The sequence below is a fragment of the Streptomyces gilvus genome (assembly GCF_022513565.1).
In the GTDB taxonomy this organism is placed as follows: Bacteria; Actinomycetota; Actinomycetes; order Streptomycetales; family Streptomycetaceae; genus Streptomyces; species Streptomyces gilvus.
This window is the reverse complement of sequence record NZ_JAKWBE010000001.1, coordinates 373,701-388,742: the sequence shown is the minus strand read 5'-3', so window position 1 is coordinate 388,742 and position 15,042 is coordinate 373,701. Positions and strand designations below refer to the sequence as shown.

General features: G+C 72.1%; 12 protein-coding genes. 8 read left to right on the top strand and 4 right to left on the bottom strand.

What is annotated here, in order from left to right; translation table 11 throughout:
- Position 1: 1 nt before the first annotated feature.
- The 5 genes from MKW14_RS01730 to MKW14_RS01710 are packed head-to-tail and all read left to right on the top strand — an operon-like array spanning position 2 to position 8,358.
- Positions 2 to 961 (top strand): alkaline phosphatase family protein, encoded by a 960-nt coding sequence (locus MKW14_RS01730; protein ID WP_308314565.1) that lies wholly within the window; start codon positions 2 to 4, stop codon positions 959 to 961.
- Positions 958 to 3,903 (top strand): glycoside hydrolase family 2 TIM barrel-domain containing protein, encoded by a 2,946-nt coding sequence (locus MKW14_RS01725; protein WP_240858306.1) that lies wholly within the window; start codon positions 958 to 960, stop codon positions 3,901 to 3,903. Before MKW14_RS01730 ends, MKW14_RS01725 begins: the two co-directional genes overlap by 4 nt.
- A 48-nt stretch (positions 3,904 to 3,951) precedes the next feature.
- Positions 3,952 to 5,790 (top strand): LamG-like jellyroll fold domain-containing protein, encoded by a 1,839-nt coding sequence (locus MKW14_RS01720; protein ID WP_240858305.1) that lies wholly within the window; start codon positions 3,952 to 3,954, stop codon positions 5,788 to 5,790.
- Between the two features lie 28 nt (positions 5,791 to 5,818).
- Positions 5,819 to 7,489, top strand: a complete 1,671-nt coding sequence (locus tag MKW14_RS01715; RefSeq protein WP_240858304.1) for a histidinol-phosphatase — start codon at positions 5,819 to 5,821, stop codon at positions 7,487 to 7,489.
- Positions 7,490 to 7,524: 35 nt separating this feature from the next.
- Positions 7,525 to 8,358 (top strand): PaaX family transcriptional regulator, encoded by an 834-nt coding sequence (locus tag MKW14_RS01710; protein WP_240858303.1) that lies wholly within the window; start codon positions 7,525 to 7,527, stop codon positions 8,356 to 8,358.
- Here MKW14_RS01710 and MKW14_RS01705 read toward each other — a convergent pair.
- The 4 genes from MKW14_RS01705 to MKW14_RS01690 are packed head-to-tail and all read right to left on the bottom strand — an operon-like array spanning position 8,349 to position 12,130.
- Positions 8,349 to 8,804 carry a MaoC family dehydratase gene (locus tag MKW14_RS01705; protein WP_240858300.1) on the bottom strand — a complete coding sequence of 152 codons (456 nt, stop codon included), beginning with the start codon at positions 8,802 to 8,804 and terminating at the stop codon, positions 8,349 to 8,351. The two genes, MKW14_RS01710 and MKW14_RS01705, sit on opposite strands and share 10 nt — an antisense overlap.
- A gap of 8 nt (positions 8,805 to 8,812) precedes the next feature.
- Entirely contained in the window at positions 8,813 to 10,315 is a 1,503-nt protein-coding gene (locus MKW14_RS01700; protein WP_240858299.1) for an acyl-CoA synthetase, read from the bottom strand.
- Positions 10,316 to 10,325: 10 nt separating this feature from the next.
- Positions 10,326 to 11,201: an amidohydrolase family protein gene (locus MKW14_RS01695; RefSeq protein ID WP_240858916.1), complete on the bottom strand. Its 876-nt coding sequence runs from the start codon at positions 11,199 to 11,201 to the stop codon at positions 10,326 to 10,328.
- An 11-nt stretch (positions 11,202 to 11,212) separates the two neighbouring features.
- Complete coding sequence (locus MKW14_RS01690) at positions 11,213 to 12,130, bottom strand: SDR family NAD(P)-dependent oxidoreductase (protein WP_308314564.1); 918 nt, start codon at positions 12,128 to 12,130, stop codon at positions 11,213 to 11,215.
- Between the two features lie 208 nt (positions 12,131 to 12,338).
- Between MKW14_RS01690 and MKW14_RS01685 the strand changes: the two genes are divergently transcribed.
- From MKW14_RS01685 to MKW14_RS01675, 3 genes are all read left to right on the top strand, one after another.
- Positions 12,339 to 12,764, top strand: coding sequence for a MarR family winged helix-turn-helix transcriptional regulator (locus MKW14_RS01685; protein ID WP_240858298.1), 426 nt, complete (start codon positions 12,339 to 12,341; stop codon positions 12,762 to 12,764).
- Positions 12,765 to 12,876: 112 nt separating this feature from the next.
- Positions 12,877 to 14,247, top strand: coding sequence for a prolyl oligopeptidase family serine peptidase (locus MKW14_RS01680; RefSeq protein ID WP_374116522.1), 1,371 nt, complete (start codon positions 12,877 to 12,879; stop codon positions 14,245 to 14,247).
- Entirely contained in the window at positions 14,244 to 14,999 is a 756-nt protein-coding gene (locus MKW14_RS01675) for an IclR family transcriptional regulator (protein WP_240858297.1), read from the top strand. The genes MKW14_RS01680 and MKW14_RS01675 overlap by 4 nt, the downstream gene beginning before the upstream one ends.
- Positions 15,000 to 15,042: the final 43 nt, after the last annotated feature.

Below are 15,042 nucleotides of genomic sequence, written 5' to 3'. Positions count from 1 at the left end.
GGTGACGTACGAGTTCGGCGGACGCGGCCGGGTGCTCGTCGTGGGCATGGACGGCCTGCGGTACGACCTGCTGACCCGCTCGCCGGCCACGGCTCCGGTGCTGCACGGTCTGATGGCGGTGGGCGCCCACGGCACCAGCCTGCTGCCCTACGGCGAGGTGGACGGCCAGGCCCCGGACGGGCCGTCCACCAGCATGGCCTACACCGACTCCGGGCCCGGCTGGTCGAGCGTGCTGACCGGGGTCTGGCCCGACCGGCACGGCGTGCGCGGCAACGACTTCGCCGGCGCCGACTACGCCCGCTACCCCGACTTCCTCAGCCGTGCCGTCACCGCCCGGCGCCGGCTGCGCACCGCGGCCGTGGTGTCCTGGCCGGAGCTGATCCGGCGCGGCGCCCTGGGGCCCGCCGTCGGCCGCCGGGTGCGTTACGACGGCGAGTCGGACGGCTACGCCACCGCGGACCGCCTCGTCGCGCGCACCGCGGTGCGCTGGCTCACCCAGGACGACCCGGACGCCGTGTTCGTGTACTTCGGCGCCACCGACGAGGCCGCCCACGCCATGGGTCCCCACAGCCTCGCCTACGACCGGGCCCTGCTCACCCAGGACACCCATCTCGGCCGGCTGCTGGCGGCCATCGACTCCCGGCGCTCGGACCCCGCCCGCGCGCGGGAGCGCTGGACCGTGCTGGTCACCACGGACCACGGGCACCTCGACACCGGCGGCCACGGCGGCGACACCCGTGCCGAGCGCGAGGTGTTCGTCGTCCTCGCCGAGCCCGGCATGCCCGGCGGCACCCGCCTCGACACACCCCGCCTGATCGACATCGCCCCCACCGTCCTGGACCGGCTGGGCGTGCCCGTCGACCCCGCCTGGGGCCTGCAGGGCCGGGTCCTGCACGGCCACGGACACTCCTTTCACACCTCCAACCCGCCCCTGACGCCCCCGACTTCGGAACGGTCATGACCGACGCACCCCGCGGCCCCCGCCCCGTCGACCCCCTCATCGCCCTGCGCCCCTGGGAGGCCCCCGAACTGACCTCCTGGGGGCGGCTGCCGATGAACGCCGTCGACCGGCGCCCCGGAGCCCTCTCCCTGGACGGCGACTGGCGCTTCCAGCTGCTGCCCGCTCCGGACGCGCCGGTCGGCGGTCCCTGGTCCTCGGCCCATGTCCCCGGCGCCTGGACGCTGCAGGGCACGGACGACCTGCCGCAGTACACCAACGTCCGCATGCCGTTCCCCGACTTCCCGCCCGGCTCGCCCGACGCCAACCCGACGGGGGTGTACGAGCGTGCGGTGGACGTGCCCGGCGAGTGGGCCGGACGCCGGATCGTGCTCCAGGTCGGGGCCGCCGAGAGCGTGCTGCTGGTGCACGTGGACGGGCGGCCCGTCGGCGTCTCCAAGGACTCCCATCTGGCCGCCGAGTTCGACCTGAGCGAGGTCGTGCGCCCCGGTGCGCGGTCCGTGCTGCGGCTCACCGTGGTCAAGTGGTCGGACGCCTCGCACATCGAGGACCAGGACCAGTGGTGGCACGGAGGCGTGACCCGGTCGGTGCTGCTGTACGCCACCGACCCGCTGCACCTCGCCGACGTGACCGTGCGGGCCGCCCACGACGGTGAGCTGCGCGTCGACTGCCGGGTGCGCGACACGCGCGGCGCACTGCCCGACGGCTGGTACGTCAGCGCCGAGCTGGAGGGTCGGGTCCTCACCCAGGACGCCGAGTTCGACCGCGTCAACATCGAGGACGACCGCGTCTCCGACTTCCTGGGCGAGGCCCGCATCCACACGGTCGTCCCGGACGTGCGCACCTGGAACGCCGAGACCCCCGAGCTGTACGACCTCACCGTCCGTCTGCACCGTGGGGACGGCACCGTCGCCGACAGCTCGCGCCACCGCGTCGGATTCCGGGACGTCGAGATCGCCGGGCGGGACCTGCTCGTCAACGGCGAACGCGTCTTCGTCCGGGGCGTCAACCGGCACGACTTCCACCCGCTGACGGGCAGGACGGTCTCGTACGACGACATGCGCGCGGACCTCGTCCTGCTCAAGCGCTTCGGCTTCAACGCGATCCGCACCTCCCACTACCCCAACGACCCCACGCTCTACGACCTCGCCGACGAGCTCGGCTTCTACGTCGTCGACGAGGCGGACATCGAGTCCCACGACCACGCCCACGAGATCGCCGACGACCCCCGCTATCTGAACGCCTTCGTCGACCGGGTCTCGCGCATGGTCCTGCGCGACAAGAACCACCCGTCGATCATCATCTGGTCGCTGGGCAACGAGTCCGACTACGGCGCGAACCACGACGCGGCGGCCGGCTGGCTGCGCCGCCACGACCCGACCCGGCCCATCCAGTACGAGGGCGCGGCCAAGCTCGACTGGGCGGCGACCGACGACGCCTCCGACATCGCCTGCCCCATGTACGCCCCGCTGGAGGACTGCGTCGCCCACGCCCTGTCGGGCCGGCAGACCAGGCCCCTCATCCAGTGCGAGTACTCCCACGCCATGGGCAACTCCAACGGCACGCTGGCCGACCATTGGGCGGCCATCGAGTCCACCCCGGGTCTTCAGGGCGGGTTCATCTGGGAGTTCTGGGACCACGGAATCCTGCAACGCGTGAACGACGGCCGACCCGCCGGGCGCGCGGGCGCCGGGCTGTACGACAACGGTGTCGCCGCGCCCGGCCACCGCTGGGCGTACGGCGGCGACTTCGGCGAGACCATCCACGACGGCGCGTTCATCGCGGACGGCGTGGTCTTCCCGGACCGCACCCCGAAGCCCTCCCTGTACGAGCACCGGGAGATCGCCGCGCCGGTGCGCATCGAGTGCCGCGAGCACGAGGGCGTCGTCCTCGGCAACCACCAGCACTTCCGCGGCCTGGACTGGCTGACCGGCACCTGGGAGCTGTCCCTGGCGGACGGCCGTACGCTGACCGCGCCCGCCGAACTGCCCGGGCTGCGGCCCGGCGAGACGGCGGCCGTGCCGCTGCCCTTCGAGGTGCCGCCAGACGGCGGCGAGGCCTGGCTGACGCTGCGGGTCACCGTGGCCGAGGACCAGCCGTGGGCGCCGGCCGGCACCGAGCTGTGCGTGCCGCAGGTCCGGCTGCGCGGACCCGAGGCAGGTGAGGACACCGTCGTGGACCGGCCCGTCGAGGTCGACGACGAGGGCCTGCTGGTCCATCCCCTGCTGGCCTCCGCGCCCGCGCTGTCGCTGTGGCGGGCGCCCACCGACAACGACGAGCTGGGCGGCATGGCGCTGCGCTGGCGGACCTGGGGCCTGGACGCACTGGTCCGCAAGGTCGTGTCGGTACGGCGGGACGGCAACCGGGTGAGCGTGGACGCCGAGTACACCGGCGCCGTCGGGGTGGTGCGGCACCGGCAGGTGTTCACGCCGGTCGAGGACGGTGTCCGCGTCGAGGAGGAGGCCGAGCTGCCCGAGGAGTTCGACGACGTCGCCCGGGTCGGGTCGGTGTTCGAGACCGCGCCGGGCCTGGATCTGCTGGACTGGTTCGGACAGGGCCCCTGGGAGTCGTACCCCGACCGGGCCTTCGGTGCGCCGGTCGGCCACCACTGCGTCCACGTCGACGAGCTGTTCACCCCCTATCTGCGTCCCCAGGAGAGCGGCGGCCGGCACGGCGTACGGCACTTCACGCTGTCGGCGCCGGACGCGACCGGTCTCGCCGTGGTGCTGGACGAGCCGCGGCAGGTCTCCGTCACCCGGCACCGCGCCGAGGACCTGACGGCCGTCACCCACCACGACGAGCTGGTGCCGCGCCCCGGCTGCGTGGTGCACATCGACGCGGCGCACCGGGGGCTGGGCACGGCCTCGTGCGGCCCCGACACCTTCCCCGACTACCGCATCCCCGCGGGCGTCCACCGCTGGAGCTGGACCCTGCGCCTTCTGTAGAGCTCCTCCTTGTCTCCCGCTTTCTCCGCAACCCCTTACGGAGCACACGTGTGTACTTCGCATGACCACCACCAGGGCGAGGCCGCGCAGGCCGGTGCCGGAAGACGCAGCTTCCTGCGGGCGACGGCGCTGCTCGGCGCCGCCGCCACGGCCTCGGCCACGGCAGGGGTCGCGCTGCCGGCCGTGGCCGAGGCCGCCGAGAAGGGCGGCCGGCGGCCGGACACGGACAGCCGCCGCTTCACACTCGCGGTGATGCCCGACACGCAGTACCTCTTCGACGGGCCCAGCATCAACCCGGCGCCCATCGAGGCGTCCCTGCGCTATCTGCTGGAGCACGCCGAGGACGACAACATCGTCTTCCTGTCCCACCTCGGCGACCTCACCCAGAACGGCGCGGAGGCCGAGTTCGCCGCGATCAGCCAGGCGTTCGGGATCCTCGACCGGCGGGGCGTCGGCTACAGCGTGCTGGCCGGCAACCACGACGTGCGGTCCTCCACGGACGACCAGCGCGGCTCGACGCCGTACCTGGACGCGTTCGGGCCGCAGCGCTTCAAGGGCAGGTCGACGTTCGGCGGCGCCTCCCCGGACGGCTACAACAGCTATCACCTGTTCCGGGCGGCCGGCCGGGAGTGGCTGGTTCTCGCGCTGGACTGGCGGCTGTCGGCGAAGGGGTACGCCTGGGCGAAGGACGTCCTGGCCCAGCACCCGAGGACGCCCGTCATCCTGACCACGCACGAACTCGTCGTCCAGGACGACCAGTTGTCGGACTACGGCCGGCAGCTGTGGGACCAGCTGGTCGCGGACCACGACCAGATCTTCCTCACCCTCAACGGCCACTACTGGCCGGCGGGCCGCGCCACGCTCAAGAACGCGGCCGGCAACGAGGTGCATCTGCACCTGACGAACTACCAGAACCGCTACTTCGGCGGCGCGGCGATGATCCGCCTCTACCACTTCGACCTGGACCGCGACGTCATCGACGTGGAGACGGTCTCGCCGTGGATCCTCGGCCGGGCGAAGAAGGGCCTGAACGAGCTGGAGCGGCAGGAGATCGAACTCAGCGGCGACGCCGACCGCTTCTCGGTCGCCATCGACTTCGCGGACCGCTTCTCCGGATTCGACCCGGTACCGGCCCGTCCGGCGCGGCCCGCGTCGAGGATGCTGATCCCGGGAACGGTCGCCTACTGGCGGTTCGACGCGCCCGTCTCCACAACCGTCCGCGACCTGTCCGGACGCGGCAACGACCTGGGCCTCGTCACGGTGGGCGGCGGCACGCTGGGCTGGTCCGCCGACCACCACCCCGACCAGCCCGGCCACGGCAGCCTGGAGTTCCAGGGCTACAAGTCGCCGCTGAGGGGCGCGTACCTGAAGACGGTCGACGCTGCCCCGCTCAACTCGGCCACGTTCAAGGACGGTTACACCATCGAGGCGTTCTACCGCCTCCCCGCCGACTGGGACCCGGACCACAACGCCTGGTCCGGGATCGTCAGCCGCACCGGTACCGGAGGCGCCGCCGGCAAGACCGGCGACGACCCCGACGAGCCGCTGGCCACCCTCTCCCTCTCCAACGACCGCGAGCCCCAGTGGGCCATGCGGCCGCTCAACCAGGAGGGCATCGCCACCAACTGGGGCCAGGAGACACCACTGGAGACCTGGTGGCACCTCGCGGTCGTCAACGACGGCCGGCACACCACCCTCTACGTCGAGGGCTGCCCGGTCGTGCGCAACCCCACGGCCGCCGCGACCGGCATCACCTCCGTCCAACTGCCCTGGCTGCTCGGCGGCTACGAGTACGCCGGCAAGATCGACCAGATCCTGCACGGACGCCTCGGCGACGTGCGGATCGTCGCGCGGGCGCTGCCCGTCACCTCCTTCATGACCCACTGACGCCCTCGACGAGGACTCCGAAGAGTTCATGACCGAGCAGCAGCTGCCCTCCTGGGCCGATCCCTCCGTCTCCCCCGCCCACCTCGACGCCCAGGGCGTCTCCCGGCGTCAACTCCTGTGCCGCGCGGGCCTGTTCGGCGCCGCCTTCGCCCTCGGCCCGGCGGCCACCCCCGCGTTCGCCTCCCCGCAGCGCGGCTTGGGCGGCGAGGACCCCCGTCTGGCGTACCTCGTCGGCGACCACCATGTGCACTCCGTCTACAGCCACGACGCCAAGTACACGTTCGGTCAGCAGGCACGGGCCGCCGCGAAGTACGGCCTGGACTGGATGGTGTTCAACGAGCACTCCAACTTCGGGCACGCCCATTACGGCGCGAAGCTGGAGCACGCCGAGATCCTCAAGGCCCGCTCCGAGAACCCCCGCCAGCTGATCTTCCAGGGCCTGGAGTGGTACATCCCGGCCGCCGAGCACTGTACGGTCTTCGCGGCGCCCGGCCCCCACGAGACCGACCTGCTCACGCGGTTCGAGCTCGCCTACGACGGCAAGCTGCTCGGCTACACGGAGGGCTCGGCGGGCGCGGGCGACACCGCCCGCAACGAGGCGCACGCCGTCAAGGCCGTCAAGTGGCTGGCGGAGCAACGCCGTTCGGGATACGTCGACGACGTCCTGGTCCTCGCCAACCACCCGCTGCGCCTCGGCATCGACTCCCCCCACGAGATGCGCGACTGGCGGGACGCGGCCCCCGAGATCATGATCGGCATGGAGGGCGCCCCCGGCGCCCAGGGCGCCGCGATCCCCGGCTGGCGGAGTTCCACCTCCGTCCGCGGCGAGTACGAGAACAAGCCGTCCGCGCAGTCCTGGGCGGGCTACCCGGCGGACGCCTATCTGACGTACGGCGGCTTCGACTGGGCCACCGCGACCGTCGGCGGCCTGTGGGACTCGATGCTCGCCGAGGGCCGCCTGTTCACGATCACCACCAACTCCGACAACCACCGCACGGTCTTCGACACCTGGAAGAACGGCGACTGGCCGGCCGGACAGAACTTCGACAACACCGGCAGGCTGCCCGACCCGGTGAACACCGACACCCCGCAGCCGGGCAGCGACTTCTGGCCGGGCGAGTTCAGCCGCACCCACGTCGGGGTGACCCGCTACGGCTACCGCGCCGTGATGGCGGGCCTGCGCGCGGGCCGGGTCTGGCTGGACCACGGGCATCTGCTCGACGGACTGGACGTCCGGGTCAAGCGGGACCGCGACGCCGGCCGGGGCGTCACGCTGGGCGGCCGGCTGCGCGTCCGCAAGGGCGAGCGGATCACGCTGTACGTCACCGTCACGACCGCCTCCCGGGCCAACCCGCAGGGCATCCTGCCCGAGTTGGCGCACGTGGACGTGATCCGGGGCGCGGTGCGCGGACCGGTGACCGACCGGGACAGCTGGCAGGCCCCGGACACCAAGGTCGTCCAGAGCACGGACGTCTCGGGCCGCACGGGGACGTACACGCTGCGCTTCCCGCTCACCGCCGGGGACGAGTCCTTCTACGTCCGGCTGCGCGGCAGCGACGGCAACCGGCACGGCGCGGGCTACCTGGGCGCGTCCGTCGACCCGCACGGGCCGATCCCGCACGAGCCCGGAAACGGTGACCCGTGGGCGGACACCTGGTTCTACTCGAACCCGGTCTTCGTGGACGTGGTGGGCGGCTGAGCGGCACTGATCGATGACGTCGTACCGTGGGCCGCATGAACGGTGAGGAATCGTCCTTGCGGCCCCAGTCCCTGCTGCTCACCTTCCTGGGCGACCAGGTGCTGGGACGGGACGTCTGTGTGTACTCGGGCAGTGTCATCGACGTGTTCGAGCGGGCGGGCGTGGGCGAGCAGGCGACGCGGTCGACCCTGACCCGGATGGTCAAGCGGGACCTGCTGCGGCGCCAGCGCGAGGGCCGCCGGATGTACTTCGGGCTCACCGAGCACTCCACGGCGGTCCTGCGCGACGGCGAGCGGCGCATCTGGCAGACCGGTGCCGTCAACCGGGACTGGGACGGCACCTGGACCCTGCTCGGCTTCTCGCTGCCCGAGTCCTGGCAGCGGCAGCGTCACGACCTGCGCTCCAAGCTCACCTGGAGCGGTTTCGGTCCGCTGTTCAGCGGCCTGTGGCTGGCCCCCGGCGAGGTCGACGTCTCGGAGCTGGTCTCCGAGCTGGGCCTGTCGGCCCACGTCAAGGTCTTCCGGGCGCACGCGGACGCCGGCACGGACATCGGCGCGATGATCGAGGAGACCTGGGACCTGTCCGAACTGGGCGCCGGCTACCAGGAGTTCGTGCGCCGCTGGCAGCCCTGGGAGACCGCGACCGCGGCCCCCGAGGACGCCCTGGCGCGGCGGCTCGTCCTGCAGGCGGAGTGGCTGCGGATCATCCGCCGCGACCCCCGCCTGCCGGTGAAGCACCTGCCCGACGACTGGCCGGCGGAGCAGGCGGAGAAGACGTTCCGGGCGGTGTACGACCAGCTCACACCGCCCGCCCGGGACGCCGCCGAACGCCTCCTCGACCTGGTGCCGGTCCGTCCCGATCAGGCGTAGAAGCGGGACAGGCTCTGCAGGACGGCGGCCGGCTTGCTGCCGTCCTCGATCTCGATGGTGCCGTCGACGGTGATCTGCACCCCGCCCGGCACCTCCTCGACCTCCGCGAGCCTGCCCGCCAGGCGGATGCGCGAGCCGACCTTCACCGGCGAGGGGAAACGGACCTTGTTCAGGCCGTAGTTGACCTTCGTGGTGACGCCCTGGACGTCCAGCAGCTCGGTGAACAGGGGGATGAACAGGGAGAGGGTGAGGTAACCGTGGGCGATCGGGGCGCCGAAGGGGCCCTCGGCGGCCTTCTCGGGGTCCACGTGGATCCACTGGTGGTCGCCGGTGGCGTCGGCGAAGGTGTTGATCCGCTCCTGGGTGACCTCGATCCACTCACTGGTGCCGAGGTCGCTGCCCGCGAGCTTCTTCAGCTCGTCGATGCCGTTGACGGTGATGCTCATGGAGTTCCCTAACTGTTGCCGTACCGGTTGCGGACACGGGACTTGAGGAGTTTCCCGGAGGCGGTGCGCGGCAGTTCGTCCGCGAGCACCACCGACTTCGGGATCTTGTACTTGGCGAGGCGTCCGGCCAGCGAGGCCAGCACCTCGTCGGGGTCGACCGTGACGCCCTCGCGGGGGACGACGACCGCCCGCGGCACCTCGCCCCACTTCTCGTCCGGCACGCCGATGACCGCGCACTCGACGATGCCGGGGTGGGCCAGCAGCAGGTCCTCGATCTCGGCGGGGTAGATGTTCTCGCCCCCGGAGATGATCATGTCCTTGATGCGGTCGACGATGTGGACGTACCCGTCCTCGTCGACCCGGGCCGCGTCCCCGCTGCGGAACCAGCCGTCCGCGAAGGAGGCGGCCGTCTCCTCGGGCAGCCCCCAGTAGCCGCGCATGACGTGCGGTCCGCGGACCACGACCTCGCCGGTCTCGCCGACGTCGACCTGGGTGAGGTCCGGCCGTACGACACGCACATCGGTGAAGAAGTGCGGCACCCCCGCCGACCCGGCCTTGCTGATCGCGTGCTCCGCGTCCAGGAAGAGCGTGCCGGGAGAGGCCTCCGTCATGCCGTAGCCCTGGAGGAAGGTCAGCCCCCGCTCCTGGTACGCGGCGATCAGCGGTGTCGAGACCGGGGAGCCGCCACAGGTCAGGATGCGCAGGGAGGACAGGTCCGCGTCGGGCCAGCGCGGATGCCGGGCCACCTGCTCGAACATGGTCGGCACGCCGAACATGAAGGTGATCCGGTGCTCCTCGATCAGGCCGAAGGTGGCGTTCGGGTCGAAGGCCTCGACCAGGACGCAGGTGCCGCCCTTCAGCAGCACCGGCAGCGTCAGCATGTTCAGGCCCGCCGTGTGGAACAACGGGGCGGAGACCAGGGCGCGTTCGTCGGCGATCAGGTCGGTGTCGATCAGGACGTTGATCGCGTTCCACGTCAGGTTGCCGTGCGTGAGCATGGCGCCCTTGGGGCGGCCGGTCGTCCCCGAGGTGTACATGATGATGCAGGTGTCGTCGGGGGCGACGGGCTCGTCGACCGGTTCGGCCGGGGCGCCGGCCACCGCCGCCTCGTACTCCGCGCCCACCTCGACGTACGCCCGTACGTCGGTGTCGCCCGGGAGCCCGGCGACCAGCCCCGCGTGCGAGGGGCCGTAGACGAGCGCCTTCGCGCCGGAGTCGGCGAGCTGGAAGGCGATCTCCGGGCCCGCGAGGCGGGTGTTGAGCGGCACGAACACCGCGCCCAGCGTGCCCGCCGCGAACAGGGTCTCCAGGTAGGAGGGGTGGTTCGGGCCGAGGTAGGCGATGCGGTCGCCGCGCCGGATGCCGCGCGAGCGCAGGGCGTGGGCGAGGCGGGTGGTGCGGTCGTACAGCTGCGCGTACGTCAGCGAGGTGCCGCCGTGGATCAGGGCGGTGCGGTGCGGGGTCTTGCGGGCCCGGCGGGCGGGCCACGATCCCAGTCCCTCATTACGCATCTACGGCCCCTTACGGCTTGGTCAGCCCGAGCAGGCGGGCGGCGTTCTCCTTGAGGATCTTCGGCTTGACCTCGTCCTTGACCGGCAGCTTCGCGAAGTCGGCGAGCCAGCGGTCGGGGGTCAGGACGGGGAAGTCGGAGCCGAAGAGGACCTTGTCCTTCAGCAGCGTGTTCGCGTACTGCACGAGCTGCGGCGGGAAGTACTTCGGCGACCAGCCGGACAGGTCGATGTGCACGCCCGGCTTGTGCGTGGCGACGGCGAGGGCCTCGTCCTGCCAGGGGAAGGACGGGTGCGCCAGGATGATCTTCAGATGCGGGAAGTCGGCCGCCACGTCGTCCACGTGCAGGGGGTTGGAGTACTTCAGCCTGATCCCGCCCCCGCCGGGAACGCCGGCGCCGATGCCCGTCTGGCCGGTGTGGAAGAGGGCGATGGTGCCCGTCTCCTCGATCACCTCGTACAGGTCGTAGGCCACCGAGCGGTCGTTGGGGAAGAAGCCCTGGATGCTCGGGTGGAACTTGAAGCCCCTGACCCCGTACTCCTCGACCAGCCGCCGGGCCTGCTTGACGCCCGCCTTCCCGCGGAAGGGGTCGATGGAGGCGAAGGGGATCAGCACGTCGGAGTTGGCGGCGGCGGCCTCGGCGACCTCCTCGTTCGGGACGGGCGCGGTGCCGGTCGCGGACTCGGCGTCCACCGTGAAGATCACGGCGGCCATCCTCCGCTCCCGGTAGTAGGCGGCCGTCTCCTGAAGGGTCGGCTTCCGCTTGCCCTCGACCTTGAAGTAGGCGGAGGAGGCGTCGTGCAGGTCGTCGTCCAGGGAGGAGTGCCCCTTGGAGGACACCTCCGCGTGGGTGTGGACGTCGATGGCGACCAGGTCGTCGACGTTCATCGGGTCGGACATCACGCCTCCGGGAACTCGGGCGCCGGGATGCCGACGCTCTGCGGCTCCGCGCCGAGGGAGGTGGCCCAGACGTCGGCGAGGCCCTGCGGGGTCCAGCCGCCGTCGGCGTACGCCGCCTTGATCTCCTGCGGATGCGACCAGAGTGCCACCTTGTCGCCGCCGATGCCGATGGCCTGGCCGGTGATCCCGCGGGCGGCCTCGGAGGCGAGGAAGGGCACGAGGGCCGCGCAGTCCTCGGGGGTGCCGAAGCCCTCGCCCTTGCGCAGGAAGTCCGGGAAGGGCTGCCCGTTCCGCAGGGCCTCGACGTAGGGGGCGAAGGCGGGGATGGTCTCGGTCATCGCGGTCGCGGCCACCGGCACGATCGCGTTGACGGTGATGTTCGCCCGGCCCAGCTCCATCGACCAGGTGCGGGCCATGGCGGCGATGCCGGCCTTGGCGGCGGCGTAGTTCGTCTGTCCGAAGTTGCCGCGCTGGCCGGCCGGGGAGCCGACCAGGATCAGGGTGCCGCCCTCGCCCTGCTCGCGCATGCGGACGGCGGCGGCGCGGGCGCAGGTGAAGGTGCCCTTGAGGTGGGTGGTGATCACCGCGTCGAAGTCCTCGTCGGTCATCTTCCACAGCACCTTGTCGCGCAGGATGCCGGCGTTGGTGACCAGGACGTCCAGCCGCCCGAACTCCTCGACGGCCCGGTTCACCAGCCGGTCCGCGGCCTCGGAGGTGCCGACCGGGACGACCTCGGCGACGGCCCTGCCGCCCGCCTCGGTGATGGACTTCACGGCCGCCTCGGCCACGGCCTCGTCCACGTCGTTGACGACGACAAAGGCGCCGTGGGCGGCCAGGGCGTGCGCGTAGGCCAGTCCGAGGCCCCGGCCGCTGCCGGTGACGACGGCGACCTTGCCGGTGAGATCGATGCTGGGCACGGGTGGAGTCCCTTCAACATGGGCTGCGGCTTCGAGATCGAAGCTAAGAGCAATAATTGTTGGCGTCAATAGTTGTTGGCGACCTCCGGGTGGGACATGCTGGAATCTGCACCGAGAAGCGCCCGCTTGCGGGGCCGAGACCAGGGAGCCCGTCATCAGCCGACAGCACGCCAAGAACGCCGCCTCGATCGACGCGGACGAGCCCTGGATGCGCGCCCTGCACGCGGACACGGGCTATCTGCTCTACCGGCTCGGTCTGCGCTCGGGGCAGTTGTTCAACACGTTCCTGCAGGAGTCGGGGCTGCGGCTGCGGCACTACGCCGTCCTGCGCTTCCTCGCCGGCTCCGAGGGGGCCCTGCAGCGCGAGCTGAGCACCCGGCTCGGATACGACCCGAGCGCGATCGTCGGCCTGGTCGACGACCTGGAGAAGCTGGGCTTCGCCGAGCGCCGCCCCTCCCCCGACGACCGCCGCAGCCGCATCGTCGTCCTGACCGGGGACGGCCGCGCCTTCCTGCGCGACACGGACGAGGCGGGCCTGCGCGTGACCAACGACCTGCTGGGCCCCCTCGATCCGGCCGAGCGGGAGACGCTGCACACGCTGCTGCAGCGGATCGCCGAGGACGGACTGGGCTGATGCCGCATCTCGCCGCCGATGGCTGATGTTGTGCAAGTTGTTGACTGGCGAGGAATAGGTGCCTAACTTCACCGGGGTTTCGTCCCGCACGCCCCACCGGAAGGGACCTCACGTGAAGACCCGCATCTGCCTCGCCGCCCTGACCCTCACCCTGGGCGCGGCCGCCGCCGTACCCGCCCAGGCGGCCACCGACGCCCACGTGGAAGGGCAACTACCCTCGGGCGCAACGTACTTGATGGACCTGCCCGCCCACTGGAACGGCACCGTGCTGCTCTACAGCCACGGCTACCGGCCCGCGGGCGTACCCAACCCGGCACAGGACTCCCCCGACGCCACCACCGCCGGCAAGCTGCTCGCCGAGGGTTACGCGCTCATCGGCTCCTCGTACGCCACGACCGGCTGGGCGGTGACGCGGGCGGTCCCCGACCAGCTCGCCACCCTCGACCTGTTCACCGAGAGGTTCGGCACCGCCCGGCGGACCATCGCCTGGGGCACCTCCTACGGCGGCCTGGTCACCACGACCCTCGCCGAGCGGCACGCGGACCGCTTCGACGGCTCGCTGTCGATGTGCGGGCTGGTCCAGGGCGGGGTCGCCAACTGGAACAGCACCCTCGACCCCGTCTTCGCCCTGCGGACCCTGCTCGCACCCGGCGAGGACATCCCGCTCACCGGCTTCGCCGACCAGGCGGCAGCCGTGAGCGCGGCCAAGTCCCTCACCTCGAAGGTCTCCGCGGCCCAGCAGAGCGCCGCCGGCCGCGCCCGCATCGCGCTCGCCGCCGCGCTGCACAACATCCCCGGCTACAACGACCCCTCACAGACGAAGCCGGGCCCGACGGACTGGAGCGGCCAGGAGGCCGACCAGTACGCGGCCGTCTCCGGTCTGCTGCAGCTGCCCGCCTTCAGCTGGCGGCAGGAGGCGGAGAGCCGGGCCGGGGGCAACATGTCCTGGAACACCGGCGTCGACTACACCGCGATGCTGGGCCGGTCCCCGCTGTACAAAGAGGTGACGGAGCTCTACAAGGAGGCGGGAGTGTCCTTGCGCACCGACCTCGCGGCGCTGAACCGCGCCCCCCGGATCTCCGCCGATCCCGCGGCCGTGCGGTGGATGCGGCGCACCAGCGTGTTCGGCGGCCGGCTGAGCGACCCGCAGCTCGACATCCACACCACCGGCGACGCACTGATCCCGGTCCAGGCCGAGAGCGCCTACCGGCGGGCCGCCACCGCGGCCGGCTCCGGCCGGCTGCTCAGCCAGGCCTATGTCGACGGCCCCGGACACTGCGCCTTCACGTCCGGCGAGATGCTCGGGGCGCTGCACACCCTGGAGCACCGCCTCGGCACGGGCCGCTGGGACACCTCACCGGCGATCCTCAACTCCCGTGCCGTGCACGAGGATTCGACGTCCGCGGCCCGGTACGTCGACTACCGCCCCGCCCCCTACCCCCGCCCCTACGACCTCGCGCACCCGGGGGACGCCCGGCCATGACCCTCCGCTCCGCCCCCGACCGGCTGCTGTCCGTGCTCGCCGCGTTCGACCACGAGCACCCGGCGCTGTCCCTGACGGACATCAGCCGGCGGGCCGGGCTGACCCTCACCACCGCGCACCGCCTCGTCGGCGCGCTCACCGACTGGGGCGCGCTGGAGCGGGACGCGTCCGGCGTCTACCACGTCGGGCTCCGCCTCTGGGAGGTCGCGGCCCTGGCCCCGCGCGGACTGGCGCTGCGGCAGATCGCGCTGCCGTACCTGGAGGACCTGTACGAGGCCACCCACGAGAACGTGCAGATGGCGGTGCGGGACGGGGACGAGGTCGTCTACATCGAGTGGCTGTCGGGGCGGTCGGCGGTCGGCGTGCACATCCGGGTCGGCGCGCGCTGGCCGCTGCACGCCACGGGGGTCGGGCTCGCGCTGCTGGCGCACGCGGACCCGGACTCCCAGGACGAGTACTGCGCGGGCCCGCTCGCGTCCTTCACGCCGTACACCATCACCGACCCGGCACGGCTGCGCCGGGTGCTGGCCGAGGTACGGCGCACGGGGGTCGCGGTGAGCGGCCGGCAGGTCACCGACGACGCCCTGTCGGTGGCCGCACCGGTGCGCGGACCGGGCGGCACGGTGACGGCCGCGGTGTCGGTGGTGGTACCGCAGGCCGACGCCCAGATCCCGGTCCTCATACCGGCGGTCCGCCTCGCGGCCCGAGGAATCTCCCGAGCCCTGGGCTGGCAGCCGCCGAAGGAGCCGTAGAGCCGCGGGCCGCACATCCCGCTCACCGGCGAGGCGCACGCCT

Bases quoted from the DNA above. Each gene is read 5' to 3' on its own strand.
- MKW14_RS01685 (WP_240858298.1), top strand. From the start codon at position 12,339: ATGCGCGCCCTGCACGCGGACACGGGCTATCTGCTCTACCGGCTCGGT.
- MKW14_RS01710 (WP_240858303.1), top strand. From the start codon at position 7,525: ATGAACGGTGAGGAATCGTCCTTGCGGCCCCAGTCCCTGCTGCTCACC.
- MKW14_RS01675 (WP_240858297.1), top strand. From the start codon at position 14,244: ATGACCCTCCGCTCCGCCCCCGACCGGCTGCTGTCCGTGCTCGCCGCG.
- MKW14_RS01700 (WP_240858299.1), bottom strand. From the start codon at position 10,315: ATGCGTAATGAGGGACTGGGATCGTGGCCCGCCCGCCGGGCCCGCAAG.
- MKW14_RS01705 (WP_240858300.1), bottom strand. From the start codon at position 8,804: ATGAGCATCACCGTCAACGGCATCGACGAGCTGAAGAAGCTCGCGGGC.
- MKW14_RS01695 (WP_240858916.1), bottom strand. From the start codon at position 11,201: ATGAACGTCGACGACCTGGTCGCCATCGACGTCCACACCCACGCGGAG.
- MKW14_RS01715 (WP_240858304.1), top strand. From the start codon at position 5,819: ATGACCGAGCAGCAGCTGCCCTCCTGGGCCGATCCCTCCGTCTCCCCC.
- MKW14_RS01725 (WP_240858306.1), top strand. From the start codon at position 958: ATGACCGACGCACCCCGCGGCCCCCGCCCCGTCGACCCCCTCATCGCC.